The 26,262-nt window shown below is 67.3% G+C and carries 27 protein-coding genes; 20 read left to right on the plus strand and 7 right to left on the minus strand.

The genetic code is table 11. From position 1 onward, the window contains the following. Positions 1–28 precede the first annotated feature (28 nt). Entirely contained in the window at positions 29–1,090 is a 1,062-nt protein-coding gene (adhP, locus tag G6N38_RS17050) for an alcohol dehydrogenase AdhP (RefSeq protein WP_163749283.1), read from the plus strand. Here the strand turns inward: adhP and G6N38_RS30745 are convergent. Continuing rightward, positions 1,081–1,407: a GNAT family N-acetyltransferase gene (locus G6N38_RS30745; protein ID WP_246227266.1), complete on the minus strand. Its 327-nt coding sequence runs from the start codon at positions 1,405–1,407 to the stop codon at positions 1,081–1,083. The genes adhP and G6N38_RS30745 overlap by 10 nt on opposite strands. Continuing rightward, complete coding sequence (locus G6N38_RS30750) at positions 1,404–1,655, minus strand: hypothetical protein (protein ID WP_246227268.1); 252 nt, start codon at positions 1,653–1,655, stop codon at positions 1,404–1,406. The genes G6N38_RS30745 and G6N38_RS30750 overlap by 4 nt, the downstream gene beginning before the upstream one ends. Positions 1,656–1,747: 92 nt before the next feature. Between G6N38_RS30750 and G6N38_RS17060 the strand changes: the two genes are divergently transcribed. From G6N38_RS17060 to G6N38_RS17090, 7 genes are all read left to right on the plus strand, one after another. Continuing rightward, positions 1,748–2,662 carry a PaaI family thioesterase gene (locus G6N38_RS17060; protein WP_246227270.1) on the plus strand — a complete coding sequence of 305 codons (915 nt, stop codon included), beginning with the start codon at positions 1,748–1,750 and terminating at the stop codon, positions 2,660–2,662. Positions 2,663–2,844: 182 nt separating this feature from the next. Then, positions 2,845–3,288 (plus strand): 50S ribosomal protein L13, encoded by a 444-nt coding sequence (gene rplM / locus G6N38_RS17065; protein ID WP_163749284.1) that lies wholly within the window; start codon positions 2,845–2,847, stop codon positions 3,286–3,288. A gap of 53 nt (positions 3,289–3,341) precedes the next feature. Next, positions 3,342–3,806 (plus strand): 30S ribosomal protein S9, encoded by a 465-nt coding sequence (rpsI, locus tag G6N38_RS17070; protein WP_163752071.1) that lies wholly within the window; start codon positions 3,342–3,344, stop codon positions 3,804–3,806. A gap of 328 nt (positions 3,807–4,134) precedes the next feature. Beyond that, complete coding sequence (locus G6N38_RS17075; RefSeq protein ID WP_163749285.1) at positions 4,135–4,599, plus strand: hypothetical protein; 465 nt, start codon at positions 4,135–4,137, stop codon at positions 4,597–4,599. Positions 4,600–4,749: 150 nt separating this feature from the next. Then, complete coding sequence (gene glmM, locus G6N38_RS17080; protein ID WP_163749286.1) at positions 4,750–6,087, plus strand: phosphoglucosamine mutase; 1,338 nt, start codon at positions 4,750–4,752, stop codon at positions 6,085–6,087. A 49-nt stretch (positions 6,088–6,136) separates the two neighbouring features. After that, positions 6,137–6,415, plus strand: coding sequence for a DUF7162 family protein (locus tag G6N38_RS17085; RefSeq protein ID WP_163749287.1), 279 nt, complete (start codon positions 6,137–6,139; stop codon positions 6,413–6,415). Beyond that, complete coding sequence (locus tag G6N38_RS17090) at positions 6,412–7,722, plus strand: hypothetical protein (RefSeq protein WP_163749288.1); 1,311 nt, start codon at positions 6,412–6,414, stop codon at positions 7,720–7,722. The genes G6N38_RS17085 and G6N38_RS17090 overlap by 4 nt, the downstream gene beginning before the upstream one ends. Before the next feature lie 90 nt (positions 7,723–7,812). Here the strand turns inward: G6N38_RS17090 and G6N38_RS17095 are convergent, their stop codons facing one another. Together G6N38_RS17095 and G6N38_RS17100 are read right to left on the minus strand one after the other, a co-directional pair. Beyond that, positions 7,813–8,853, minus strand: a complete 1,041-nt coding sequence (locus tag G6N38_RS17095; RefSeq protein ID WP_163749289.1) for an LLM class F420-dependent oxidoreductase — start codon at positions 8,851–8,853, stop codon at positions 7,813–7,815. 43 nt (positions 8,854–8,896) lie between these two features. Next, the gene (locus G6N38_RS17100; protein ID WP_163749290.1) at positions 8,897–9,748 is read right to left on the minus strand and encodes a dienelactone hydrolase family protein; all 852 of its coding nucleotides are present in this window, start codon (positions 9,746–9,748) and stop codon (positions 8,897–8,899) included. A 54-nt stretch (positions 9,749–9,802) separates the two neighbouring features. On the opposite strand from G6N38_RS17100, the gene glmS reads away from it, so the two are divergent. The 4 genes from glmS (at position 9,803) to G6N38_RS17120 (ending at position 15,076) form a co-directional block, all read left to right on the plus strand. Next, a complete protein-coding gene (gene glmS / locus G6N38_RS17105; RefSeq protein WP_163749291.1) occupies positions 9,803–11,671 on the plus strand; it encodes a glutamine--fructose-6-phosphate transaminase (isomerizing) in 1,869 nt (622 codons plus the stop codon). A gap of 64 nt (positions 11,672–11,735) precedes the next feature. After that, complete coding sequence (locus G6N38_RS17110) at positions 11,736–13,187, plus strand: NAD(P)H-hydrate dehydratase (RefSeq protein WP_163749292.1); 1,452 nt, start codon at positions 11,736–11,738, stop codon at positions 13,185–13,187. A gap of 12 nt (positions 13,188–13,199) precedes the next feature. Further along, positions 13,200–14,579 carry a glutamate decarboxylase gene (locus G6N38_RS17115; protein WP_163749293.1) on the plus strand — a complete coding sequence of 460 codons (1,380 nt, stop codon included), beginning with the start codon at positions 13,200–13,202 and terminating at the stop codon, positions 14,577–14,579. Beyond that, positions 14,579–15,076 (plus strand): nitroreductase/quinone reductase family protein, encoded by a 498-nt coding sequence (locus tag G6N38_RS17120; protein ID WP_163749294.1) that lies wholly within the window; start codon positions 14,579–14,581, stop codon positions 15,074–15,076. The genes G6N38_RS17115 and G6N38_RS17120 overlap by 1 nt, the downstream gene beginning before the upstream one ends. 21 nt (positions 15,077–15,097) lie before the next feature. Here G6N38_RS17120 and G6N38_RS17125 read toward each other — a convergent pair whose 3' ends face one another. Both G6N38_RS17125 and G6N38_RS17130 read right to left on the minus strand, forming a co-directional pair. After that, positions 15,098–17,554 carry a GcvT family protein gene (locus tag G6N38_RS17125; RefSeq protein WP_163749295.1) on the minus strand — a complete coding sequence of 819 codons (2,457 nt, stop codon included), beginning with the start codon at positions 17,552–17,554 and terminating at the stop codon, positions 15,098–15,100. A gap of 16 nt (positions 17,555–17,570) precedes the next feature. Continuing rightward, positions 17,571–18,491: a phosphotransferase gene (locus tag G6N38_RS17130; protein ID WP_163749296.1), complete on the minus strand. Its 921-nt coding sequence runs from the start codon at positions 18,489–18,491 to the stop codon at positions 17,571–17,573. 69 nt (positions 18,492–18,560) lie between these two features. Here G6N38_RS17130 and G6N38_RS17135 point away from each other — a divergent pair, with 69 nt between their 5' ends. Next, on the plus strand, positions 18,561–19,319 hold the full coding sequence (locus G6N38_RS17135) for an HAD family hydrolase (RefSeq protein WP_163749297.1): 759 nt from the start codon (positions 18,561–18,563) through the stop codon (positions 19,317–19,319). Here the strand turns inward: G6N38_RS17135 and G6N38_RS17140 are convergent. Continuing rightward, positions 19,316–20,131 carry a GntR family transcriptional regulator gene (locus tag G6N38_RS17140; RefSeq protein ID WP_163749298.1) on the minus strand — a complete coding sequence of 272 codons (816 nt, stop codon included), beginning with the start codon at positions 20,129–20,131 and terminating at the stop codon, positions 19,316–19,318. The two genes, G6N38_RS17135 and G6N38_RS17140, sit on opposite strands and share 4 nt — an antisense overlap. Before the next feature lie 96 nt (positions 20,132–20,227). Between G6N38_RS17140 and alr the strand changes: the two genes are divergently transcribed. The 7 genes from alr to G6N38_RS17175 all read left to right on the plus strand — a co-directional run bounded on the left by alr (position 20,228) and on the right by G6N38_RS17175 (position 26,221). Continuing rightward, positions 20,228–21,415, plus strand: a complete 1,188-nt coding sequence (alr, locus tag G6N38_RS17145; protein WP_163749299.1) for an alanine racemase — start codon at positions 20,228–20,230, stop codon at positions 21,413–21,415. A 133-nt stretch (positions 21,416–21,548) separates the two neighbouring features. After that, complete coding sequence (locus G6N38_RS17150) at positions 21,549–22,601, plus strand: alpha/beta fold hydrolase (RefSeq protein ID WP_163752072.1); 1,053 nt, start codon at positions 21,549–21,551, stop codon at positions 22,599–22,601. Beyond that, positions 22,594–23,067, plus strand: coding sequence for a tRNA (adenosine(37)-N6)-threonylcarbamoyltransferase complex ATPase subunit type 1 TsaE (tsaE, locus tag G6N38_RS17155; RefSeq protein ID WP_179968404.1), 474 nt, complete (start codon positions 22,594–22,596; stop codon positions 23,065–23,067). The genes G6N38_RS17150 and tsaE overlap by 8 nt, the downstream gene beginning before the upstream one ends. Then, on the plus strand, positions 23,064–23,702 hold the full coding sequence (gene tsaB / locus G6N38_RS17160) for a tRNA (adenosine(37)-N6)-threonylcarbamoyltransferase complex dimerization subunit type 1 TsaB (RefSeq protein WP_163749300.1): 639 nt from the start codon (positions 23,064–23,066) through the stop codon (positions 23,700–23,702). The genes tsaE and tsaB overlap by 4 nt, the downstream gene beginning before the upstream one ends. Next, complete coding sequence (gene rimI, locus G6N38_RS17165; protein WP_163749301.1) at positions 23,699–24,160, plus strand: ribosomal protein S18-alanine N-acetyltransferase; 462 nt, start codon at positions 23,699–23,701, stop codon at positions 24,158–24,160. The genes tsaB and rimI overlap by 4 nt, the downstream gene beginning before the upstream one ends. After that, a complete protein-coding gene (gene tsaD, locus G6N38_RS17170) occupies positions 24,153–25,229 on the plus strand; it encodes a tRNA (adenosine(37)-N6)-threonylcarbamoyltransferase complex transferase subunit TsaD (protein WP_163749302.1) in 1,077 nt (358 codons plus the stop codon). Before rimI ends, tsaD begins: the two co-directional genes overlap by 8 nt. Next, positions 25,229–26,221: an alpha/beta fold hydrolase gene (locus G6N38_RS17175; RefSeq protein ID WP_163749303.1), complete on the plus strand. Its 993-nt coding sequence runs from the start codon at positions 25,229–25,231 to the stop codon at positions 26,219–26,221. Before tsaD ends, G6N38_RS17175 begins: the two co-directional genes overlap by 1 nt. Positions 26,222–26,262 lie beyond the last annotated feature (41 nt).

Raw genomic sequence — 26,262 nt, forward strand, 5'->3', positions numbered from 1 at the left:
ACAACCACGTTCACGAAGGACAACAATCATGACTCAGACACTTGGCACCCCCGCCACATCAACGACCACCGACACCATGCGCGCTGCCGTCGTCACCGAATTCGGCGCGCCTCTCCAGGTCGTCGATGTCGACCTGCCCACCCCCGGCCACGGCGAAGCCTTGGTCAAGCTGGAGACCTCGGGGGTGTGCCACACCGATCTCCATGCGGCCCATGGTGATTGGCCCGTCAAGCCGGCGCCGCCGTTCATCCCGGGCCACGAGGGCTATGGCACCGTCATCGCGCTTGGCGAAGGCGTCACCGACCTGGAACTCGGCGACAAGGTCGGCAATGCGTGGCTGTGGTCGGCGTGCGGCAGCTGCGAGTACTGCCGCACCGGCTGGGAAACCCTGTGCGAGAGGCAGCAGAACGGCGGCTACAGCGTCAACGGCAGCTTCGGCACCTACATGCTGGTGAATGCGGCCTACGCCGCGCGGATTCCCGACGGTGTCGACCCGCTTGAGGTGGCACCGATCCTGTGTGCCGGCGTCACCGTGTACAAGGGTCTGAAGGTCACCGACACCCGACCTGGCCAGTGGGTGGCGATCTCCGGCATCGGCGGCCTGGGACACATCGCTGTGCAATACGCCCGTGCCATGGGCCTGCGTGTGGTGGCCGTCGACATCGACGATGCGAAGCTCGCCCTTGCCGCGCGGCTCGGCGCGGAGGTCACCGTGAACGCCAAGACCTCCGACGTTGTTGCGGAAGTCCAGAAGGCCACCGGCGGCGTGCACGGCGTGCTCGTCACCGCCGTGCATCCGCAGGCGTTCGGGCAGGCGATCGGCCTGACCCGGCGTGGTGGAACCATCGTCTTCAACGGCCTCCCGCCCGGCGATTTCCCGGCACCGATCTTCGATATCGTGTTGAAGGGCTTGACGATTCGCGGCTCGATCGTCGGCACTCGTCAGGACATGGCCGAAGCGCTGGACTTCTACGCCCGCGGCCTGATCCATCCCACCGTGGAGGCGGCCAGCCTCGACGACATCAATGAGGTGTTCGGTCGGATGGAACGCGGCCAGATCGATGGCCGCGTGGTCATCGACTATCGCTGATTCCCCAGCACCTCGCGCACGGCTTCGATACCGACCAGGCCGATATCGTCACGTCGGATCGTCGCCCACCGCCCCGGCGTCATGGCAAACCCCACCATGGTGTCGGGGCGGCCGCGTCGGTCCTCCACCGTGGTGCCGGTCTCGGCATACGGCAGCGAGCGGGTCACCCCCAAGGAGGCGGCATTGTCATGCCAGGCGCGGGTGACGGCCAGGTCGGCGTCAAAGCCGGCGAAGATCAAGTGCAGTGCGGCCTGGCGGAGCTCCTTGCCGAAGCCCTGCCCCTGATGCGCGAGACCCAGCCACGAGCCGGTGGTCAAACTCCGGTTCTGCGGAAAGTGTTCTGCGTCGTCTCGGCCCGGTTGCGCCAGTAGTACTGCAGGCTGTTGCGTTCCAATTGCGGTGACGGCACGTCGGTCCACGGTTCGCTGAACGGCATGGTCGCCGGATCGTGAATCCCGTTGGCCGCCAGGGTGGCCAGCTGCACGCCCAGCTCGTCGCTGACAGAGCGCAGCGTGACCCGCGGTGTCACCACCTGCAGATCGAATAGTGGCCAGATGTGCGCCATGCCTGCCATCGGACCACAGTTCAAACGGGTCTCGAAAGCGATTTTCGCTGCTCGCGGCGGTTGCCGGGGCTGGCCATCTGCGAAGATGCCAGATGATGAGCACACCTAACGGACCCCAGTCGGTCTTCAGCGTCGGCAACACCGGAGTCAGCGAGGCCGGCATCTCGCTGGACCAACAGGTGCACCAGACGCTGGTCGACCACCGCGGCGTGGTGGAGATGCCGGCCTACGCGGTGATGGCCGAATCGGTCACCAGCGGCGCGTACTGGTACACGTTTGCCGAGCCCGTCGCCACCGTGCAGTCCTGGCTCGCACTCACCGCCGGCGCCCGGCCCAAGGTGGGGGATCGGCTGCATGCCGTGTCGGCGATGGCCCACCGAGATGACGCCCATGGCACCGCCACCGTGACCATCACCACCGGAAACCACGACGTCGTCTGCTCGGGAGTGGCCCGCGCCGTGCGGGTCGGCCGCAGCACCGAAGCGCTGCGGGCGCTGGACAAGGACGCCATCGCGACACCGGTCGAGACACTGCCCGCACCGCCCGACGTCGACACCACCGTCTCGACCATCGACCCGGACTGGGATGGCCGGCGCATCCTGGCCGCGATCAGCAGCGGCGATATCGCTCGCGGGCCGCTGTGCGAACTGCTGGACATGACCGTCGCGATCGAGGACGAGCCGGTCATGACGGTCACGCCGCAAGCGTGGATGGCCAACCCGCTGGGCGCCATTCAGGGCGGCGTCATCGCGTCGCTGATCGGTCAGGCCTGTTCCCTGGCGGGCCAGGCCCACACCAGCCCCGGCGACCGCTACACCCTGGCTGACCTGTCCGTTTTCTACTTCCGGTCGCCTCCGGTCGACGGGCGGCCTCTCACGCTGGCCACCACCACCGAGCGCGTCGGCCGCCGGATGGGGACGGTGGCGGCGACCATGACCGACGCCGTCGGCACCCGTTATGTCCGGGCTGTCGCCAACATCGCCTACGAGCGGGCAACGGCGTTTTGACCTGCCCGGATCGTCGCAGGTAAGCTGCCACGTTGGCGTGCGGTACGCCGCGGTTTCGCACCGTGGCGTAAGCCGGGTTCTCGGGTCAGTGTTGGTCGCCGAGAAGTAACCCCCCACCGTCGCGTACCGACCGGCACCCGGGTCATACCGGGACCAACCCGAGAAGAAAAGAAGGTAGCGCTGTGTCTACGTACACGCCGAAGGCGGGTGACACCACGCGTTCGTGGTACGTCATCGACGCCACCGACGTGGTGCTCGGCCGGCTCGCCGTTGAAGCAGCTAAGTTGCTGCGCGGCAAGCACAAGCCGACATTCACGCCGAATGTCGACGGTGGCGATTTCGTCATCGTCATCAACGCCGACAAGATCGCCGTCAGCGGCGACAAGCTCCAGACCAAGATGACCTACCGTCACTCGGGTTACCCGGGTGGTCTGCGCTCCCGCACCCTTGGGGACGAGATGGTCAAGCACGCCGACCGTGTGGTCGAGAACGCCATCGTCGGGATGCTGCCGCACAACAAGCTGAGCCGTCAGGTGCAGAAGAAGCTCAAGGTTTACGCCGGCCCGGATCATCCGCATGCCGCGCAGCAGCCGATTCCGTTCGAGATCAAGCAGGTGGCGCAGTGAGCGAGACGACAGAAGACACGACTGAGGTCGAGGTGACTGAGGTCGTCGAGGTGATCGAGACCCCCGAGGACACTGAGGTCGTCGAAGTGGAGTTCGCCGCCGAGGCCACCCCGCGTGCCCCGATCATCATCGACCGTCCCATCCAGACCGTCGGCCGCCGCAAGGAGGCTGTGGTTCGGGTTCGGCTGGTGCCGGGCACTGGCCAGTTCAACCTGGACGGCCGCACCCTGGAGGCCTACTTCCCGAACAAGGTGCACCAGCAGCTGATCAAGGCCCCGCTGGTGACCGTCGACCGGGTCGACAGCTTCGACATCTACGCCCACCTCGACGGTGGCGGCCCCTCCGGTCAGGCCGGTGCGCTTCGCCTCGCGATCGCCCGTGCGCTGATCCTGGTGCAGCCCGAGGACCGGCCGGCACTGAAGAAGGCTGGCTTCCTCACGCGTGACCCGCGTGCCATCGAGCGCAAGAAGTACGGCCTCAAGAAGGCCCGCAAGGCGCCGCAGTACAGCAAGCGCTGATCTGCCGCGTATCCCTACGCAACGGCTCGCCGGGTGTCGTCCAGTTTCCACTGGAGGCGCCCGGCGATTCGTTTGTGGGCTGTGTCACAGCCCAAACGCCCAGCTCAGGGTGCCTGTGAAAGATCGATTGTTACGTTTCGGTTTGAGTACTTGGCGCTTCGGCAACGCTCCTTGAAGCCGGCGGCAACGTCGGCTGCCCCAGGTAGGAGTGACCTCTAGGGGTCGGTGTCCACCTTCGGGGCTGTGTGGTGATAGGTCCCGCAGCTCTGATTCCCTGCTCACCGCAGGAAGAAACTCCCTGCCAATCACAGGAAGAAATGGAGCGAACATGAACATCATGACGAAGATGGCCGCAGGTGCAGTTCTCGGCGGATCGCTGCTCGTCGTGGGTGGTTTTGGACTCGCGAACGCGGCTCCGGAAGCCCCCGGGATGCCCGAGGCGCCGCAGCCGGCTGCCGGCGAACTGCTCAACATCGGACTCACCGTCAACGGCGAGCAGGTCGGCACCATCGAGAACGTCTCGCTGAATAATGCGCAGACTCTGGCCTCGAGTGTGTGCCCGAGTGACGACCTGTCGTCCAAGCTGCCGCAGCTCGCCACCAACCAGATCCAGACCGTTCCGGTGTGCGCGAGCAGCACCGCGGGTGTGAGCTACACGTTCACCACCAGCGGACCGGGTAGCTCGGACGTCGCTCCCGCCCAGAGCGGCCATGGCATGTCGGGCATCGGCGCGACCGCCACGTCCCCGGCGCCGGCGGCTCCGTCCGCTCCGTCGATGGCGCAGGGCCAGTAACCCCAGTTGGCTCACGCTGCCCGCACCTAGACCTGGTGCGGGCAGCGTTTTGCTATGCCGGCGTCTCGGTGCAATGTCGGTTTGGCGGCGACATGGCGGTTAACCTCATCGGTTGTGTCTTGAGCCGGGAGTTATGAGAGGTTTGTCCGCATGGGTCGACTGTTCGGGACCGATGGGGTCCGAGGCGTCGCCAACCGGGAACTGACCCCTGAGCTGGGTCTGGCGCTGGGGGCGGCCGCGGCGCGGCGGCTCGCTGCGACGAGAAGCTCGGGGCGAAGGGTGGCGGTCATCGGTCGCGATCCGCGTGCCAGCGGGGAGATGCTCGAGGCGGCGGTGATCGCGGGCGTCACCAGTGAGGGCGTGGACGCGCTGCGCGTCGGAGTCTTGCCCACCCCGGCGGTGGCGCACCTGACGGGTGCCTACGGTGCCGACTTTGGTGTGATGATCTCCGCCTCGCACAACCCCATGCCCGACAACGGCATCAAGATCTTCGGCCCCGGCGGTCACAAGCTCGACGACGACACCGAGGACCGCATCGAGGAACTCGTCGCGCAGGGTCCGGGTTTGCGCCCGGTCGGCGCCGAGATCGGCCGCGTCGTCGACGCGAATGACGCGCTGGAGCGCTACCTGCATCACGTCCGCGCCGCCGCACCGATTCGGCTCGACGGGCTGACGGTCGTCGTCGACTGCGCTCACGGTGCCGCATTCCAAGCCGCGCCGCGGGCCTACCACGCCGCGGGTGCACGGGTTATTGCGATCAACGCCGAACCCGACGGTCTGAACATCAATGACGGCTGCGGGTCGACACACCTGGAGCAGCTGCAGGCGGCGGTGGTGGCTCACCGGGCCGATATCGGGCTGGCCCATGACGGCGACGCCGACCGCTGCCTGGCGGTGGATGCGACCGGCCGGGTCGTGGACGGCGACGCCATCATGGTGATCTTGGCCGTTGCCATGCGTGATGCCGGTGAGTTGGCCTCGGAGACGCTGGTGGCCACCGTGATGAGCAACCTCGGTCTGCACCTCGCCATGCGCGAGGCCGGTATCGCCGTGCGCACCACTGGCGTTGGAGACCGCTACGTCCTTGAGGAATTGCGGGCCGGCGAGTTCACGTTGGGCGGTGAACAGTCGGGCCACATCGTGATGCCCGCGCTGGGCACCACCGGCGACGGGATCGCCACCGGTCTGCGGCTGATGGCCCGCATGGCGCAGACCCGCTGGCCGCTGGCCGAGCTGGCCGCGCCGATGCGCACCATGCCGCAGGTCCTCATCAACGTCGAGGTCGCGGACAAGACTACGGTCGCCGAGGCGCCCGCGGTGCAGAGCGCGGTGCGCCAGGCCGAGGCCGAACTTGGACATACCGGGCGAATTCTGTTGCGGCCGTCGGGAACCGAGCAGATGGTTCGCGTCATGGTGGAAGCCGCCGACGAGGACACCGCCCGGCAGCTGGCGATCCGCATCGCCGAATCGGTCAGCGCCGAAGGCTGATTTCACAAGCCCTGGAACCAATCACCGCGTCCGTGCGTCATAGACGGACATGGGTAACACACGCGTGGACACTGCGGCGGTGCGCGCTGCCGCCCAACGCTTCGATGCCGCCGCCGACCTGCTCGGTGGCGCGTCACGGAACCGATTGCAGTTCGACGGGAGCGTGGCGGGGCGAACGCACGCCGCTCACGGTGATGCGGTGCGATCGGCATTGGACCGGCTGGTCGCCGGGGTGGCACAGTGGTCACGCGCCGCTGAGGAGGTCGCCGCCGCATTGCGAGTCACCGCTGACCGCTACGGTGATGCCGAGCTGAGGGCGGCCCGATGACAGTGAACGTCGCGGCCCAGTTGGCGACTGGGCGAGCATCGGTGTCCAACACCCAGGCCTATGTGTCGGCCTGTCATGCCGTGGGCTACCAGCATCCGGATCTGACCGCATACGCGGCGCAGATCCTCGAATGGTACGGCGGTGAGGACGGTTTGGATCTGCGTACGCTGGATGCTGACTGCGCTGTGTTGCGAGCCGCGTCGGCTGCGGCCGATGAGGCGCTACGGGTTGCGCGTGACGGCGGCGCCACGATATCGGCGGCGTGGCAGGGTGAGTCTGGTTCGGTGGCAGACGATTTCATCGAGCGGCACAACGCTGCTGGGACAGCCGTGACCCAGGCGTTGCACGCCGCGGCAGGAGCCTGCGAGGTACTACGGGACAACCTCGGTCGTCTGGTCGACGAAAAGGTCAGTGCGGCCGTGTCGATCGACGACCGGCGTGCCGGTGAGCGGCCGGTTTGGCTGGCCGCGGCGGCCGCCGTGACGGGTGGGGGAGCGGGACGTGAGGAGGCGGTCAAAGTTGTCACTCAGCAGATCACGCCCTACGTTGATGCCGATATCCGCACCGAATGGCTCTCCGCGATGCGCTCGGCAACGGCATCGGCGGCAGCAGCCTACGAAGACGCGTTGCGACAGCTGAATGGCGCTCCAACAGCATATTTCGAGGTCCCCGGACAGTTCGGTGCGCCGCGCGTCTCGCCGCAGTCGCCGCAGTCGCCGCCGTCAGCCGCTGCGGCGACCGTGCCCGCCGCGGAAGTGCCGCCGCCAGCGGCCGAATCTGTACCAGTGCCGCCACCGTCAATACCGGATGATCCAGCCGCGCAATCCCTTCCACCGGCTCCGCTGGCCGAGCAGTCGGCCCCGCCCAGCCTCGGTGGTGGGATGCCCGCGGGAGCGCCAGCCATTCCAGACGTCGCCGGCGGGCTGTCGGGTCTGGTGGGCCAGATCGCCGATGCTCTGGGCGGGTTGTTCGACGGCATACCAGACAGTGCTGCGATCGATGATCCACCTGAACTCGACGACTCCATCGAGCAGGACGAGGACGAGGACGATCCCGTCGGCGACGTCGGCGAACCGGATGCCGAAGAGACTGTGCCCGAGGATGTTCCGGTTGTTCAGGAGACCGCTGAGGACGAATCGCTGCCCGCGGATGCGCCCGAGATCACCGACGCTCAACCCGCCGACGCGGTGCCGGAGCCGGAGCCGGCCCAAGTCGACCCAGTGGACCCGCCGGACCCACCCGGGCAGCTTGATGAGCAGACGCCGTGTGAGATCGCCGCCGACGAGCTGGCGCAGGTCGGTCAGTGACCGCTGACCGGGACCGGCCCGCCATGCCCTCATCGCAACGTCGGTTATTGCGCCCGGTTGATGAGCAGCGCGCCGCGCGCCCCCCGGTGATCAGGGCAGCAGCTGCTGTAATTCCTCCACCCAGCTGAGGTATTCGCCCGTGTCGGTGGTGGCCGGTGTGGCCAACAGCGTGGTGACCCCCGCTTCGGCGAAGGCGGCGATCCGTTCCTTGACGAAGCCGCGCGGGCCGATCAGGTTCACCTGGCGCACCAACTCGTCGGGCACCGCGGCGATCGCCTCGGCTTTGCGGCCGGACAGGAACAGATCCTGGATGTGGTCGGCCACCTCGCCGTAGCCATACCGGGTGGCCAGCTTGTGGTAGAAGTTCTGGCCCTTGGCGCCCATGCCGCCGATATAGAGTGCCAGATGCGGCTTGGCCCAGTTCAGCCGCTCCTCGACGTCATCGCCGATCGCCAGCGACACGCCGACCATCACGTCGAGTTCACCGAGTTGGCTGTCGCGCTTGGCTTTTCCGGCCCGCAGTGCCTCACCCCAGACGGCGTCGGCCTTCTCCGGGTAGAAGAACACCGGCTGCCAACCCTCGGCGATCTCGGCGGTCAGTTCGACGTTCTTGGGGCCCAACGCGGCGATGGTGATCGGAATACGTTCGCGCACAGGGTGATTGATGATCTGAAGTGGTTTGCCCAAGCCGGTGCCCTGGCCGGCCGGTAGCGGGATCTGGTAGCTGCGGCCCTGGTGCTGCACACGTTCGCGACGCCAGACCTGGCGGCAGATGTCGACGACTTCCCGGGTGCGGCCCAGCGGGGCGTCGAACGGGACCCCGTGAAAACCCTCCACCACCTGCGGGCCGGACGTACCGATGCCGAGCCGGAAGCGGCCGTCGGACACGAAGTCCAGGCCGGCGGCCGTCATCGCGAGCAGCGACGGCGTCCTGGTGTAGATGGGGAAGACGCCGGAGCCCAACTCGATGGTCGAGGTCTTGGCGGCCAGATAGCCGAGCTGACTGACGGCGTCGTAGGAGTAGGCCTCGGCTACCAGGGCGATGTCCACCCCAGCCTTCTCCAACACCACGATGTGCTCGACGGCCTCGCGGAAGCCGCCCGAATAGTCCAGAAAAATCCCGGTGCGCATCAGCAGGTTATATCACCAACCAGCTGGTTGGTTGGTTGTTGGGCTACCTGAGCAGCGCGACGATCTGGTCCTCCGGCGTGACCGGCGGCGCCTCGGGGTCGAGCAGCTCGGTCTTGGGCAGCAGTGCCTCGGGGTCGGCGAACTCCCGGTAGTCCTTGTCTCCGGTCAGGTGATAGAGCAGGAAGCCGGTCAATAGCGCGCGCGCCGTCTTCTGGGTGCGCCGATCCGAACCTGGCAGTCCCAACACCCCCGCGAAGCGGCGCTTCTCGGCCAGCCCGGCGGATTCTGCCTTGCTGACGATGTGCAGCACCGATCCCTTCCAGGCGCCGGCCAGGTCCAGGGCATCGCTCCGCAGCGACTGCGGATCGTCGGGTGCACTGAGCACCAGGCCGGGCACCTTCAACGCTGCTGCGGGCTGCTGGGCGGGAGGTTTGGTGACCGACGGGAACAGTGCCGCGACCGCCTTGGGCGCGCCTGAGCCCGCCCCGGACAGGCCCGCGGCCGCGAACACCGCAGCTGAACCGCCGAAGCCATGCCCGGCCAAGCCCAGTTTGGTGGGGTGCACGCTGATCTGGCCGGGGCCCAGTCGCACACCGGTGATGATGTCGAGGGTGGTGCCCAGGTCGAACGCCAGGTTCAGCACCGACGGGGCCAGGCCACGCTCGGTGCTCGGAGCAGCGGCGACGATGCCCCATGAAGCGAGGTGTTCCAGCGTTTTCAGGTAGTGATCAGCATCTGTGAGCCAATCGTGGCCAAAGGCCACTCCGGGCAGATTGAAGCCCGACGCCGGGGTGTAAACAATGCCGGGGAGCCCGGCAAAGGCCAGGTCACCGCGTAGAACCTGATGCCGACCGCGGCGAGTCAGTGCCGCGAAGAGCTTGCGAGTCCGGGCCACCCCACGAACTTAGTCCACCAGGTCGAGCCCCCTGCTGCACTACCCTGGATCAACATGTGCGGAATCGTGGCTTATGTCGGCCATCGTCGCGCCCAGGGCGTCGTCGTGGACGCACTGCGGCGGATGGAGTACCGCGGCTACGACTCCTCCGGTATTGCCCTACTCGATGGCCACGGGGGCCTGACTGTGCGCCGCCGCGCGGGCCGACTGACCAATCTCGAGGAAGCGCTGGCCGAAACGGAACCGGCCGCGCTGACCGGCGTCGCGGGCATGGGCCACACCCGGTGGGCTACGCACGGCCGTCCCACCGACCGCAACGCCCACCCGCATCGCGACGCGGCGGGCAAGTTCGCCGTCGTCCACAACGGCATCATCGAGAACTTCGCGACGCTGCGCCAGGAGTTGGAAGCCGACGGTGTCGAGTTCGCCAGCGACACCGACTCCGAGGTGGCCGTCCACCTGGTCGCCCACGCCTACACCCACGGTCCGACTGCCGGTGACTTCGAAGGCTCGGTGCTGGCGGTCCTGCGCCGGCTGGAGGGGCACTTCACGTTGGTGTTCGCTCACGCCGATGACCCCGGCACCATCATCGCCGCCCGTCGGTCCACCCCGTTGGTGGTCGGCATCGGCGATGGCGAGATGTTCCTCGGTTCCGACGTCGCGGCCTTCATCGAGTTCACCAGGGATGCCGTCGAGCTGGGTCAGGACGAGGCGGTCGTCATCACCGCCGACGGTTACCGAATCACCGACTTCAACGGTGCCGACGACACCGCGAATGCTCGCGAGTTTCATATCGACTGGGACCTGTCGGCCGCCGAAAAGGGCGGCTACGAGTACTTCATGCTCAAGGAGATCGCCGAGCAGCCGGCCGCTGTCGCTGACACCCTGCTCGGCCACTTCGTCGACGGCCGCATCGTGCTCGACGAACAGCGCCTGTCCGACCAGGAGCTGCGTGAGATCGACAAGGTTTTCATCGTGGCCTGCGGCACCGCTTTCCATTCCGGGCTGCTGGCCAAGTATGCGATCGAGCACTGGACCCGGCTCCCGGTAGAGGTCGAGCTGGCCAGCGAGTTCCGCTATCGCGACCCGGTGCTGGACCGCGGCACCCTGGTGATTGCGATCTCCCAATCCGGCGAGACCGCCGACACGTTGGAAGCCGTCCGGCACGCCAAGAGTCAGAAGGCCAAGGTGCTGGCGATCTGCAACACCAACGGCAGCCAGATCCCGCGCGAAGCCGACGCGGTGCTCTACACCCGCGCCGGTCCCGAGATCGGGGTGGCCGCCACCAAGACATTCCTGGCCCAGATCGCCGCCAACTACCTCGTGGGCCTCGCGCTGGCTCAGGCCCGAGGCACCAAGTACCCCGATGAGGTCGAGCGGGAGTACCACGAGCTGGAGTCGATGCCCGACCTGGTGGCCGGGATGCTCGACCGCCTGGGACCCATCACCGAGTTGGCGCAGCAATTCGCGTCGTCGCCAACGGTGCTGTTTCTGGGTCGCCACGTCGGCTACCCGGTGGCCCTAGAGGGTGCGCTCAAGCTCAAGGAACTGGCTTACATGCACGCCGAGGGCTTCGCCGCCGGCGAGCTCAAGCACGGTCCGATCGCGTTGATCGAAGAAGGCCTGCCCGTCATCGTGGTGATGCCGTCGCCGAAGAACGCCGCGATCCTGCACGCCAAGCTGCTGAGCAACATCCGCGAGATTCAGGCGCGCGGGGCGATCACCATCGTGATCGCCGAGGAGGGTGACGACACGGTGCGCCCGTACGCCGATCACATCTTCGAAATACCAGCGGTGTCAACGCTTTTCCAGCCGCTGCTGTCGACGGTCCCGCTGCAGGTGTTCGCCGCCGCGGTGGCCCGGGCCCGCGGCTACGACGTCGACAAGCCGCGCAACCTGGCGAAATCCGTCACGGTCGAGTGACGATCGTTGGCAGAGTCGCCCAACGCCTGCCGGCTCACGCATCCACCACGTAACCTTGGTGCCGATGCGGCACTACTACACCGCCGACGCGATTCGCGCCGCCGAGGCGCCTTTGCTGGCCAGCCTGCCCGATGGTGTGTTGATGCGTCGTGCCGCCTATGGATTGGCCACCGCGATCACCGCTGAGCTGCGGGCCCGCGCCGGTGCGCTCGCCGGCCGGGGTGTGTGTGCGGTGGTCGGATCGGGCGACAACGGCGGTGACGCGCTGTGGGCGGCGACTCTTCTGCGCCGCCGAGGTGTCGCGGCGACCGCGGTACTGCTGAACCCCGAACACACCCATGTCAAGGCGCTGGCGGCGTTTCGTAGCGCCGGAGGACGGGTGGTGCCCACCGTGCCGCCGTCGGCGGATGTGGTGATCGACGGGGTCGTCGGCATCTCGGGCAAGGGCCCCTTGCGCAAGGAGGCCGCCGCGGTGTTCGCCGCGGTCGAGGCCGCCGAGATTCCGGTGGTGGCTGTCGACATTCCCAGCGGCGTCGACGTGCAGACCGGCGCGATCAGCGGCCCAGCCGTTCGCGCCGACGTCACCGTGACTTTCGGTGGGCTCAAACCCGTTCATGCCCTGGCTGACTGCGGTCGAGTCGAACTCGTCGACATCGGGCTGGACCTGCCGTCCACCGAGCTGCTGAGCTTTGAGGCGGCCGACGTCAAGGCCCGCTGGCCGGTGCCCGGCGTGCACGACGACAAGTACACCCAGGGGGTCACCGGCATCATGGCTGGTTCCTCCACGTATCCCGGTGCGGCGATCCTCTGCACCGGGGCCGCGGTGGCCGCGACGTCGGGGATGAAGCGCTACGCCGGCTCGGCTGCTGCCGAGGTCGTGTCGCATTGGCCCGAGGTGGTGGCCGCCCCGAACCCGCACGCCGCAGGCCGGGTGCAGGCCTGGGTCGTCGGGCCAGGGCTCGGCACCGACGAAAAAGCTTTTGGTGCTTTGACTTTCGCGCTGGGCACCGCGCTTCCGGTGGTCGTCGACGCCGACGCGCTGACTCTGCTGGCTGCTCAACCCGACCTGGTGACGGGTCGCCAGGCCCCGACGGTGCTGACTCCACACGCCGGTGAGTTCGCCCGACTGGCGCGCGGCGCCGGATGGCCGGCGACATCGGACCCAAGCCCGCCGGGAGAGGACCGAGTGGCGGCCACCCGCAGGCTGGCCGAGGCGTTCGGTGCCACGGTGCTGCTCAAGGGCAACGTCACCGTCGTCGCTGAGCCGTCCGGCAAGACCTACCTGAATCCCGCTGGGGGGTCATGGGCGGCGACCGCCGGATCCGGCGATGTGCTGTCCGGCATGATCGGGGCGCTGCTGGCCTCGGGTCTGCCAGCGATCGAGGCGGCTGCTGCTGCGGCGTTCGTGCATGCTCGCGCTGCCAATGCTTCGGCCGCCGACCCCGGTCCGACCCCGGTGCCCACATCGGCGTCGCGCATCCTTGCCCACATTCGTCAAGCCATCGCAGAACTCTAAGAAAGGACCCTTGTGCCCCACGTCAAGTACCGTTCCCCGTCGATCGCACCGGCCTACACCGGGCGACTGTCCACCGATCCCATCCCGTCGTTGCGGCTGCCCGACGAGGCCATGGAACCCTCTGCGGCATACCGGTTCATCCACGACGAGCTGATGCTCGACGGCAGCTCCCGGCTCAACCTCGCGACATTCGTTACGACGTGGATGGATCCCGAGGCCGAGAAGCTGATGGCCGAGACGTTCGACAAGAACATGATCGACAAGGACGAGTACCCGGCCACCGCCGCCATCGAGTCCCGTTGCGTGGCAATGGTTGCCGACCTCTTCCATGCCGAGAATCTGCGTGACGATGACGCCGCGACCGCGGTCGGGGTCTCCACGATCGGTTCGTCTGAGGCGGTGATGCTCGGCGGCCTGGCGTTGAAGTGGCGGTGGAAGAATCGTGTCGGCGATCAGTGGAAGACGCGCACCCCGAACCTGGTCATGGGCTCCAACGTGCAGGTGGTGTGGGAGAAGTTCTGCCGCTACTTCGAGGTCGAGCCGCGCTACTTGCCGATGGCCGAGGACCGCTACGTCATCACCCCCGAACAGGTCCTCGAGCACGTCGACGAGGACACCATCGGGGTGGTGGCGATCCTGGGCACCACCTACACCGGTGAGCTGGAGCCGGTCGCCGAGATCTGCGCGGCCCTGGACAAACTCGCACGGGACACGGGACTCGATATCCCCGTGCACGTCGACGCGGCCAGTGGCGGTTTTGTGGTGCCGTTCCTGCACCCGGACATCAAGTGGGATTTCCGGTTGCCGCGAGTGGCGTCGATCAATGTCAGCGGCCACAAGTACGGGCTGACCTATCCGGGTATCGGATTCGTGGTGTGGCGCAACGCCGATCAGTTGCCCGAGGAGCTGGTGTTCCGTGTCAACTATCTCGGCGGTGACATGCCGACCTTCACGCTGAACTTCTCCCGGCCCGGCAATCAGGTGGTCGGCCAGTACTACAACTTCCTGCGCCTGGGCCGCGCCGGCTACACCCACGTGATGCAATGCCTGTCGGGTACGGCGCGCTGGCTGTCCGACCAGCTGGAGGGTTGCGAGCACTTCGAGGTGATCTCCGATGGGTCGGCGATTCCCGTGGTGGCGTTCCGGCTGAAGGGTGATTTCGGCTACAACGAATTCGACGTGTCGACGGCGCTGCGATCCTACGGCTGGCAGGTGCCCGCCTATACGATGCCCGAAGGCGCCGAGGATATTTCGGTGCTGCGGGTTGTGGTGCGGGAGGGCTTCTCCGCCGACTTGGCCCGCTCGCTGTGGGAGGACCTCAAAGCGGTGCTCACCCATATGGACGCGATCAAGCCCGACGGGTACTTCACCCAGGAACACTTCGCGCACTGATGGCGGACGCCGACGCTGCCGCAATCCGTGCTAGCGGTGCTGATTGGACGGCTCAGCACCTCGCGACGTATCTCGAGAGTGGGGGCGCGCGGGGACACATCGTCGATATCAGCAATGTCGGTGGTCGCGAGTTCACCACCCACTGCCTGATTCGCTACACCGGCCGCAAGTCGGGGCGGCGCTTCATCAAGCCGCTGATCTACGGGAACGTGGGCGGTGAGATCGTGATTGTCGCTTCGAAGGGGGGAGCCGACAACCATCCGGAGTGGTACCTGAATATCCAGGCCTGCGAAACGCTCGACGTGCAGATCGCGACGCAGGCGTTCGAGGCCACTTGGCGCGAACCGCAGGGCGATGAACGGCATCACGTGTGGGAGTACATGTGCCACCTGTACCCGCCGTATATCGCGTATCAGCAGTCCACGAGTCGACGCATTCCGATCGTGATGTTGCATCCGTTGCGCCCCACCGCGACGTTCACCGAAGGGTCGAGCTGAGGCGCCTATGGTGCGAGTCGGCTAACGCACACGCTCATTGGCCGGGTCGTAGATCGCCTTGAGCGACACGGTGATCGGGTAGATTTCGCCGCCGACGTTGACGGCGTAGGAACCGGCGTGTACCCACTCGGGTGTGACAACCGTGTCATCGGCGGAGCGGACGTAGCCCAGCCCGACGCAGGCCCCGGTGGTGGCACCCCACGCCGCCGAACTGACCTGCCCGGCAACGGCGCCGTCCCGCAGGATCAGCTCACCGCCCCACAGCATCGGCTGTGCCGAGTTGACGGCGAAGCTGACCAACCGCCGCCGCGGACCCTCGGCCTTGGCTTTCTCCACCGCCGAACGGCCGAGAAAGTCGATGTCGGATTTGAGCTTGCAGGCGAACAACAGACCTGCCTCGACGGGATTGTCGCTGGGCGTCAGCTCCCGGCCGAACGCCCGGTAACCCTTCTCCAGTCGCATCGACTCGATGGCGTAGTAGCCACCCCGGGCGATGCCGAACCGCTCACCGGCGGCCAACAGATCCTCGTAGACGCCGACCGCGAACTCGGCGGGAACGTAAAGCTCCCAACCGAGTTCGCCGACGTAGGTGATTCGGGTGGCGCGCACCGTCGCATAGCCGAGCGAGATCACCTGGCTGGAGGCGAACGGGAATGCGGCGTCGGATAGATCCGCGTCGGTCAGGGTGCCCAGCAGCTCGCGTGACTTCGGTCCCATCACACCGAACACCGCCATCGAGGACGTGACGTCCACCAGCTCGGCGTGCGCCCCGGCGGGCAGATTCTTGCGGATGTGGTCCTTGTCCCGTTCGGTGGTGGCCGCGCTGCTGACGATCAGGAATTCCTGCGCACCGGTGCGAGTGACGGTGACGTCGGACTCGTAGGTGCCGCGCTCATTGAGCAGGCCGGTGTATACCGATTTACCCACCGGCACGGCAACATCGGCGGTGCACAGCCACTGCAGGGCCGCCTCTGCTCCCGGCCCGGCCAGCACATATTTGGAGAACGAGGTCTGGTCGAAGACGGTGACTGCGGTGCGGGTGTTCACCTGTTCGGCCGCCGACCAAGGCAGCCAGTTCTGCTTGCCCCACGAGTATTCGATGACCGGCTCACTGCCTGGCGGGGCGAAGAAGTTGGCCCGCTCCCAGCCCATCCGGCTGCCGAAGTTGGCGTTAGCGGCGACCAGCAGATGGTGCACCGGCGAGCGGCGGAACGGCCGCGCGGTCGCCAGTTCACGGTTGGGCCAGGGGATCTCGTAGTGCACGCCGAGGATCTCGGCTACCCGATCGTGCAGCCAGGCCACGTTGCCGTTGAACGGCGCGAAGCGGCGGATGTCGACACCGGTGAGATCGGTGGTGGGGGAGCCGTTGACGATCCACTCGGCCAGCGCGCGCCCAGCCCCGCCCGCCGACGCGATACCCACCGAATTGAAGCCCGCGCCAACGAAGAAGTTGGCACACTCGGGTGCTTCGCCAAGGATGAATTGGTTGTCCGGGGTGAAACTCTCCGGCCCGTTGTAGAGCTTTTTCAGCCCGGTGTGCTCGAGGGCGGGAATCCGCAACAGCGCGTTTTCCATCAGAATTTCGAAGTGCTCCCAATCCTCCTCGAGGAGCTGGAATTCGAACGGGTAAGGGATCTTGTCGGGCGCCACCCACGGCTTGGCCTCCGGCTCGAAGCCCCCGATGACCAGGCCGCCGACTTCCTCTTTGAAGTAGGTATAGCCGTCGGGATCGCGCAGGATCGGCAGGTCGGGGTGCACGCCGGCGATGGTCTCGGTGACGACGTAGAAGTGTTCGGCGGAGTACAGCGGCACGTTGACCCCGGCCATCGCACCGATCGCCTTGGCCCATTGCCCGGCGCAGTTGACCACGATCTCGGCTTCGATGTCGCCGGCGTCGGTCCGCACGCCGGTTACCCGACCGTCGTCGGTGAGCACATCGAGCACCCGGACGTGTTCGACGACCTTGCCGCCGCGCTGCCGGGCACCCTTGGCCAACGCCATCGTCAGATCGGTCGGATTGGCCTTGCCATCGGCAGGCAGCCAGATGGCGCCGACCAGATCGTCCACCCGCATCACCGGATAGCGCGCGTAAGCCTCATCGGGACTGAGCAGTTCGCAGTCGAGCTGATAGGCGGCGGCGTTGGCGGCGGTGCGCCGCAGCTGCGTCATCCGATCTTCGGTGCGGGCCACCGTCACACCGCCGCACTGCTTGTAGCCGGCGCTCAGCCCGGTCTCGGCCTCCAGTTCGGCATACAGCTGGGTTGAGTACTGCACCAGCCGGGTGCCGCTCTCGGAGGCGCGCAGCTGCCCGACCAGACCCGCTGCGTGCCAGGTTGTTCCACACGACAGCTGACCCTGCTCGAGCAGCACGACGTCGGTGTGGCCGAGTTTGGTGAGGTGGTAGGCGACGCTGGTGCCGATGACGCCGCCCCCGATGATGACGATCTGGGCGCGGTCAGGCAGGTCGTGGGTTGGCATGGGTTCCTATCGGTCGTCAGTCGGATGCTTGTGCGTCGGTGAGCAGGCGGGGAAAGTCTGGTCCGCGGAATTCGGCGACGGCAGACTCGTAGCGTTCCATCGCCCATTCCCAGAAATCGAAATCCAAAGAACTGGAACCATTCTGGATACAGCCCCAGAGCGTCCAGCCGTACTTGCCGACGATGCCCTGCAGGCGCGCCCTGGCCGTCTTGTGCCGCAGCCGGCGGCCGTAGTACTGCGTGACCAATTCGTCGAGCTGATCGGTGGAGAGCCCGCATTCGGCCCAGATATTGCCCAGCTCAAAACACGGGTCGTTGTTGCCGGAGTACTCGTAGTCGATCAGCCAGACCTTCTGTCCGTTGTCGACGAAGTTGCCCGCCAGCAGATCGTTGTTGCACGGAACGGTGGCGTGCTCGGCAGGTCCGAGAATCCTGCGCACCGCGTGGAATTCGCGGGTGTAGTACAGGTAGTCAGTTGGTATCCGGAAGCCCCGCTCTTGGGCCACCTTCAGATAGGCGGGCTGACGCTCGAACATGTCGAACCGGTCCCGGAATCGCGGTCCGGCGTGCAGGGCCCGACAGCCCGCGGCGACCCGCGCCAGCACGTCGGGACGCTGTAGGTCGGCGTTGGTCAGTGTGTTGCCCTCGAGGAAGCCCACCAGCAGGATGCCCAGATCGGGCCGGTAGTCGATCACCGGTGCACCGACACCGGCCTGCTCGGCGGCCTTGCTGTTGTAGTACTCGTTGTCGCGATCGATGCCGAGGAGGTTCGTCCGATTGACGCTGCACCGCGCGACGTACGTCGCGGCCGGCGTGGTGATCTTGATGTTGCGATTGGTCAGACCGCCGGAGAGTTCCTCGAGTTGGCGTGGTTGGTCGGCCAGTGCCGGCAGTTGGTCCAGCAGCGTATCCAGTTCCGGGTCAGACAGGAACGGCATACAAACATCCTCGCGCCGGGAGGGACCTCGCGTCTAAAAGACTAGACCATTGACTTGCGACGGCACCAAATGTTTGACTCGGCCGTGCCGTCGAACCCCGATGCCCGTCCGGCCCATGAGGTGATATCGGACTGGGGCACCACCCAGCGACCGGCGGTGATCTTCGATTTCAACGGGACGCTGTCCGATGACGAGCCGATCCTGTTCCGCATCTTCACTGAGCTGTTCGACGAGCACCTGGGCTGGGCAATGACCCAGCACGACTACGACAGCCAGCTGCTGGGCCACAGCGACCGTGAGATCGTCGAGAAGGCCCTTCAGATCGCCGGTGCCCAGCAGATCACTGGCGTCCACGGCCGCGACGTCGACTCGCTCCTGGCATTGCGCAAGAACCGCTACCGCGAATTGGTGGCCGACGACAACCCGATCCAGCCCGACACCGTGCGTCTGGTGCAACTGCTGGCCGAGCACGGCGTGCCGCTGGCCATCGTCACCGGCGCCCAGCGCGACGATGTCCGGGCCGTCCTGGCAAACAGTCCGGTCGGCGAGCTGTTCGGCGTCGTCGTCGCCGAAGAGGATGTCACCCGCGGCAAGCCGGACCCGGAAGGATTCCTTGCCGGAGCCGCTCAACTCGGTTGTGCACCAACCGATATCGTGGTCTTCGAAGACTCGGTGCCCGGGCTGCGAGGCGCGCTCGCGGCGGGCATGCGGTGCATCGCGGTGAGCGCCGCGCCCAGCGACGAACTGGCGGCGGTAGCCCCGGCACTGATCCCGCGGCTATCGGCAGACGTCGTCGAGCACGTGCTGCCGTCATTGCGCAGACGCTAGGACGCCGGCGAAGCCTCCACTTCGGCGTCGGGTCCGCGGTCCACTCCGGAGCGCACCCGGATGCGGGTGCGGTCGGAGCGGAAGTAGTCATGGGAGAACTCCACCGGAATGCCACCGCGGTCGTAGGCGGTTCGCGTCACCACCAGCAAGGGGTCTCCGACGGCCACCCCGAGCAACTCGGCCGACGACTCCGAGGCCGGCGTGGCCTCGATGTGCTCGTCGGCCGAGAACAACGGGGTGTCGAAATCGTCGGCCATCAGCGTGTAGACCGAGCCAGTGAGATCGGCGGACAGCAGGCCGGGGAATCGGGCTGCCGGCAGATAGGTCTCCTCCAGCAGCACCGGTGTGTTGTTGGCCGATCGAATGCGGATGATCTGATGCACGAGAACGCCGCGTTTGAGCTGCAAGGCGTGCCGGACATCGGCCGCCGGCTGCCGGGTCGCGGCGCGGATCACTCGCGCCCCGGCGGACATGTCCAGCCGGCGCAGTTGCTCGGTGAAGCCCGGCAACCCAATGTGGTCGAACTCCAGGCGCGGCGTCTCGACGAAATTCCCCCCGAACCGTCCCCGCCTGCGCCGAATCAGCCCCTTGGCTTCAATGGCCGCCAGCGCCTGTCGCAGCGTCATCCTGCTCACGCCCAGCGCACCAGCGATCTCGACCTCGGAGGGCAGCTTGTCGCCCGGCGTCAACCGGCCGCTGACGATCAGCTTCTCCAACCAGGCGGAAATCCTGGAGTGGGCCGGCTGCTCGGACGGGGCACCGAGGTCCGGCCGCTGGGCCAGCACGGCGTCGTCCATCGACAGCACCTGCATTCCGACGACTCTACCGTCCCCAACAGCCACGAAATGAGAGGTCAGCGCCCTATGCGAGCTTCTGCGCCGGCTTCTGGGACAATTGGCGGCGGTGACATGAACATGCACACGACTTCGTTGACCCCGTCGACGCAAACCCAGGTTTCCGGTCCAGGCGCCGAAGCGCTCGTCGATCTCGGAGCGATAGCCCACAACGTGCGCGTTCTGCGTGAGCACGCGGGATCCGCCCAGGTGATGGCGGTCGTCAAGGCCAACGCCTACGGCCACGGCGCAGTGCCGGCCGGCCGGGCCGCGGTCGCCGCCGGCGCGGCCGCACTCGGCGTCGCGACCATCGATGAGGCGGTGGCGCTACGTGACGGCGGCATCACCGCCCCCGTGCTGGCGTGGCTGCATCCGCCCGGCACCGACTTCGCCCCAGCCCTGGCGGCCGATGTCCAGGTCGCGGTGTCGTCGGCACGCCAGATTGCCGAGCTGCTCGACGCGGTCGCGCGCACCGGACGCACGGCCGAAGTCACCATCAAGGTCGACACCGGGCTCAACCGCAACGGCGTCAGCCTCGCCGACTACCCCGCGCTGCTGACCGAATTGCAGCGCGCCGTCGCCGCCGACGCGATCCGGCTGCGCGGCATCATGTCGCACCTGATCAACGGTGATGTCCCTGACGATCCGCTCAACGATCTTCAGGCGCAACGCTTTACCGGTGTGATCGCCGAAGCGCGCAGGCGGGGAATCGAATTCGAGGTTGCCCATCTGTCGAACTCGCCATCGGCGATGACACGACCAGACCTGGGTTTCGACATGGTTCGCCCCGGCATCGCGGTCTATGGGCTGAGCCCCATCCCTGAGCGCGGTGACATGGGACTGCGGCCGGCGATGACACTCAAATGTGCCGTGACAATGGTGAAGCCGGTCAAGGCCGGCGACGGGGTGTCCTACGGGCACACCTGGATCGCTCAGCGGGACACCAACCTGGCGCTGCTGCCCATCGGCTATGCAGACGGGCTCCACCGCCCACTCGGCGGCCGGATCGACGTCCTCATCAACGGCCGTCTGCGCCGCAGCGTCGGACGGGTCTGCATGGACCAGTTCGTGGTCGACCTCGGCCCCGGCGCCCCCGACGTCGTCGAGGGCGACGAGGCAATCCTTTTCGGCCCGGGAACATCCGGCGAGCCGACGGCCCAGGACTGGGCCGATCTACTTGGCACCATTCACTACGAGGTGGTCACCAGCCCGCGGGGGCGGGTGGTGCGCACGTACCGGGAGGCCGACACTGGTGGGCAGTGACGACGAGACCAACTCCAAGCGGGGGATCGACGAGCGGTTGGCGCGCCGTGCCGCCAAGAGTGCAGAACGGTTGGCGCGTAAGACCGACCATCCCGGTCTCGGTGTGGGCAAGAAGGCCGGGCTGCTGGCCGGGATGGCAGGCCTGAGCGCGGTCGGCACTGTCGCCGGGGTATCGGCGGCCCGCGCGTTCGGGCACCGGTCCCATGTCGAAGATCTGTACCAGCGTGAGGATTTCGGGCTCCTCGATGCCGACCGCGGGTGCGTGGTCACCACGCCGGACGGTATTCCGCTGGTGGTGCGCGAAGTCGGCCCGACCACCGCGCCGCTGACGGTGGTGTTCGCCCACGGGTTCTGCCTGCGGATGGGATCGTTTCACTTCCAGCGCGCGGCCCTGGCCGCGCGCTGGGGCGATCAGGTCCGGATGGTGTTCTACGACCAGCGCGGGCACGGCCAGTCCAGCCCAGCCCCGGTTGACACCTACACCGTGCCCCAGCTGGGTAAGGACCTGGAAACCATTCTGCAAGTGATGGTTCCGCGCGGACCGGTCGTGCTCGTCGGCCATTCGATGGGTGGTATGACGGTGCTGTCGCATGCCCGGCAGTTCCCCAAGCAGTACGGCAGCCGCATCGTCGGTGCGGCGTTGATCTCCTCGGCGGCCGAAGGGCTGTCCCGCTCACCGCTGGGTGAGATCTTGCAGAACCCCGCGCTGGAGGCCGTGCGGTTCGCCGCGCGTTACGCGCCCAAGCTCGTGCACCGCACCCGTGGCGCGGCCCGGTCGGTGATTCGCCCGATCCTGCGGGCCGCCTCCTACGGCGACGATCACATGAGCCCGCGCGTTGTGGCGTTCTCCGAAGAGATGATTCACGACACCCCGATCGCCACCCTGGTCGAGTTCCTGCACGCTCTGGAAGTTCACGACGAGAGCGCGGCGTTGCCGGTGCTGGCCAGAATCCCGACGTTGATCGCCTGCGGCGACCACGATGTGCTGACCCCGATCGTGCACTCCGAGGAGATGGCCGCGGTGCTGCCGAACTGCGAACTGCTGATCGTCGGCGGCGCTGGCCATCTGGTGCAGCTCGAGCAGCCCGAGCTCATCAACGACGCACTCGTGCACCTGGTCGAGCGGGCGACTCCGTCGAAGTTGGTGGCCTTCACCCGCCGGCTCAAGGACCGCGCTCGTGGATAGGACGCAGGTGCGCAGCGGCACGGCCGAGCTGCCCACCGTCGAGGACACCATCGCACTGGGCGAGCAGCTGGGCCGCCAACTGAGGGCCGGCGACGTCGTCGTCCTCTCCGGACCCCTGGGGGCCGGAAAGACCGCTTTCACCAAGGGAATCGCACTCGGCATGGATGTCGAGGGGCCAGTGACGTCGCCGACTTTCGTGCTGGCCCGGGTGCATCGGGCACGGCGGGCCGGGCAGCCGGAACTGGTTCATGTCGACGTCTATCGCTTGCTTGAGCACACCGGCGCCGATCTGCTGGCCGAACTGGATTCGCTGGACCTCGACGCCGATCTCGACGACGCCGTCGTGGTGGTCGAATGGGGAGAGGGTCTGGCCGAGCGGCTCTCCGAGAACCACCTCGACATCACGCTGGCGCGCAGCGCCGATAGCGACGTGCGCAAGGTGACATGGCGGTGGAACAACGAATGACGCGCACCATTCTGGTTATCGACACCGCCACACCGGCCGTCACCGCCGCGGTGGTGGTCCGCGACGGCGGCATCGCCGTGGCCGGGGAGCGGATCACCCTCGATGCGCGCGCCCACGCCGAGACGTTGACCCCCAACGCGGTGGCCGCCGTCGCGGAGGCCGGCCTGACGATGGCCGATCTCGATGCTGTTGTCGTTGGTTGCGGCCCAGGACCTTTCACCGGTCTGCGGGTCGGGATGGCCACCGCAGCGGCCTACGGGCACGCCCTGAACCTGCCCGTGTACGGCGTGTGCAGCCTAGACGGCATCGGGGTGCTCACCACCGGCGAGGTTCTGGTGGTCACCGATGCCCGCCGTCGCGAGGTGTACTGGGCTCGCTACCGCGACGGGCAGCGGATCGACGGCCCGGACGTTGCCGCGCCCGCCGACGTACCTGTCGACGGAGCCGAAGCGGTAGCCGGATCGCCCGAGCATGCCGCCCTCTTCGCGCTTCCCGTCGTAGGCCCCGCCTACCCAACGGCTGCGGGTCTGGTTGCCGCCGTTACCGATTGGGTCGGCGAGCCCGCCCCGCTGGTGCCGCTGTACCTGCGCCGCCCCGATGCCAAGACGCTGGCCGAGCGAGGTGTGTTGCGATGAACGTCCGGTACGGCCCGTTGGTCAAGGGTGACGCCGCCCGTTGCGCTGAACTCGAGAACATGCTGTTCGAGGGTGACGACCCATGGCCGGACTTCGCGTTCATCCGTGAGCTGGCCGCCCCGCACAACCGCTATGTAGCCGCCCGGGTCGACGACAAGCTGGTCGGCTATGCCGGCATCTCCCGGCTGGGCCGAGCCGAGCCATTCGAATACGAAATCCACACCGTCGGTGTCGATCCCGCGTATCAGGGGCACGGTATCGGCCGGCAGATGATGATCGATCTGCTCGGTGCGGTCGGCCCCGAGTCGGTGGTGTACCTGGAGGTGCGTACCGACAACGAACCGGCGATCGCGCTGTACACCAGCCTGGGCTTCACCCGAGTCGGGGTGCGCAAGCGCTACTACCGGGTCAGCGGCGCCGACGCCTACACGATGCGACGGGATCCAGTCCATGTCTAACCCCGAGTCGCTTCGCTCCTGCCCGCCGAGCATCATCCTCGCCATCGAAAGTTCTTGTGACGAAACCGGAGTCGGCATCGCCCGGCTGGACGCCGACGGCACGGTCACGCTGCTGGCCGACGAGGTGGCCTCCAGCGTCGACGAACACGCCCGGTTCGGCGGAGTGGTTCCCGAGATCGCGTCGCGGGCACACCTGGAGGCCCTCGGGCCGACCATGCGCCGTGCGCTGCAGACCGCAGGCATCGACAAGCCCGATGTCGTCGCAGCTACCATCGGACCCGGACTGGCTGGCGCGCTGCTGGTCGGGGTAGCCGCAGCCAAGGCCTATGCCGCCGCGTGGGGGGTGCCGTTCTACGCCGTCAACCACCTCGGCGGGCACTTGGCTGCCGACGTCTACGACCACGGCCCGCTGCCCGAATGCGTTGGCCTGCTGGTGTCCGGCGGACACACCCACCTGTTGCACGTGCGCTCGCTGGGTGAGCCGATCATCGAACTCGGCAGCACCGTCGACGACGCCGCGGGGGAGGCCTACGACAAGGTGGCTCGGCTGCTGGGCCTCGGCTATCCCGGTGGGCGGCCGCTCGACGAGCTCGCCCGCACCGGTGATCGCGACGCGATTGTCTTCCCACGCGGCATGAGCGGCCCGCGCGACGAACCGTTCGCCTTCTCGTTCTCCGGCCTCAAGACCGCCGTCGCCCGCTATGTCGAGAATCATCCCGACGCACCGACCGCCGACGTCGCCGCCGGATTCCAGGAAGCGGTAGCCGACGTGCTCACCGCCAAGGCGGTGCGGGCGGCCGGCGAACTCGGAGTGTCGACGCTGCTGATCGCCGGCGGGGTGGCGGCCAACTCGCGGCTGCGTGAGTTGGCCGAAGAGCGTTGTGCGGCAGCCGGTTTGACGCTACGGATTCCGCGACCGCGGTTGTGCACCGACAATGGGGCGATGATCGCCTCGTTTGCCGCGCACCTCATCGCCGCCGGAGCGGCGCCGTCGGCCCTGGATGTGCCCAGCGACCCCGGCCTACCGGTCATCGCCGGCCAGGTCGTCACCAGCCGATCCAGCCGTTGATGCACTACGACGTTGCGCTGCGTCCCGCGCAGCCGGCCACCCCGGCCCCGGACGCCTTCGCCGTCCACCGCGCTGAGGTGCCGGCCAGTCCCGGTCGCGACGGGCTGGCGCTGGCTTACCTCCACGAGGGGATCGGCGGGTATCCGCTGCTCCTGCTGCACGGCTACCCCGAGACCAAGCGGATCTGGTGGCGCAATATCGCCGCGTTGGTCGACGCCGGCTACGAAGTGATCGCCCCGGATCTGCGCGGGCACGGCGACTCCGACCTGTCGCCGGCCGGCGTCTACGACATCGCGGCCTACAGCCGGGACGTCTACCTGTTGGTCCACGACGTCCTGGGCCATGAACACTGCGGGGTGATCGGCGGCGACGTCGGTGGGGTGGTCGCGGTGGACCTGCTGCACCGGTATCCGGGTTTCGTCGACAAGCTGGTGTTCTTCGATACCGTCCCGCCGCTGGTCTTCGACGACTACGTCGCCGCCGGGATCGACCCGGCCACGATCCTGAGCGACGGACCGACTGGCGACTACCGCCACCGGCAGGGCGAAACCCCCGACGAACTCGCTGCCGAGTTGGACACGGTCGACAAACGGCGGCGCTACATCGGTGAGATGTACGGGCACCGGCTGTGGGCGTCGCCGGGCACGTTCGCCAAGGCCGACGTCGACTTCATGACCGAACCCTTCGGGACCGAGGAGCGACTGCGGGCCGGGTGGGCCGTCTACCAGTTGGCTTACGGCAGGCCGTCGAGCGAGCCGCCGATCATGGACCGCAAGGTCGACGTGCCGACTCTGATCCTCTACGGCATGGACGACCACGTCGTCGGCCCGGAGTTTGTGCACCTGTGCGAAGTGGCCTTCACCAATCGGACCGGGCCCGTCGTTCTGCCCGGCGCCGGGCACTTTCTGCAGTGGGAACGCGCGGATTTGTTCAATGCCCTGGTCATCGCGTTCTTCGGCGACCTGCGGGTGCTTCACGAGCTGCCCGTCTGAGCAGCGGCGTCCGCTCTGGGCGAATACGCAGCACGCCACCC

The sequence above is a fragment of the Mycolicibacterium helvum genome (assembly GCF_010731895.1).
GTDB classification, from domain to species: Bacteria; Actinomycetota; Actinomycetes; order Mycobacteriales; family Mycobacteriaceae; genus Mycobacterium; species Mycobacterium helvum.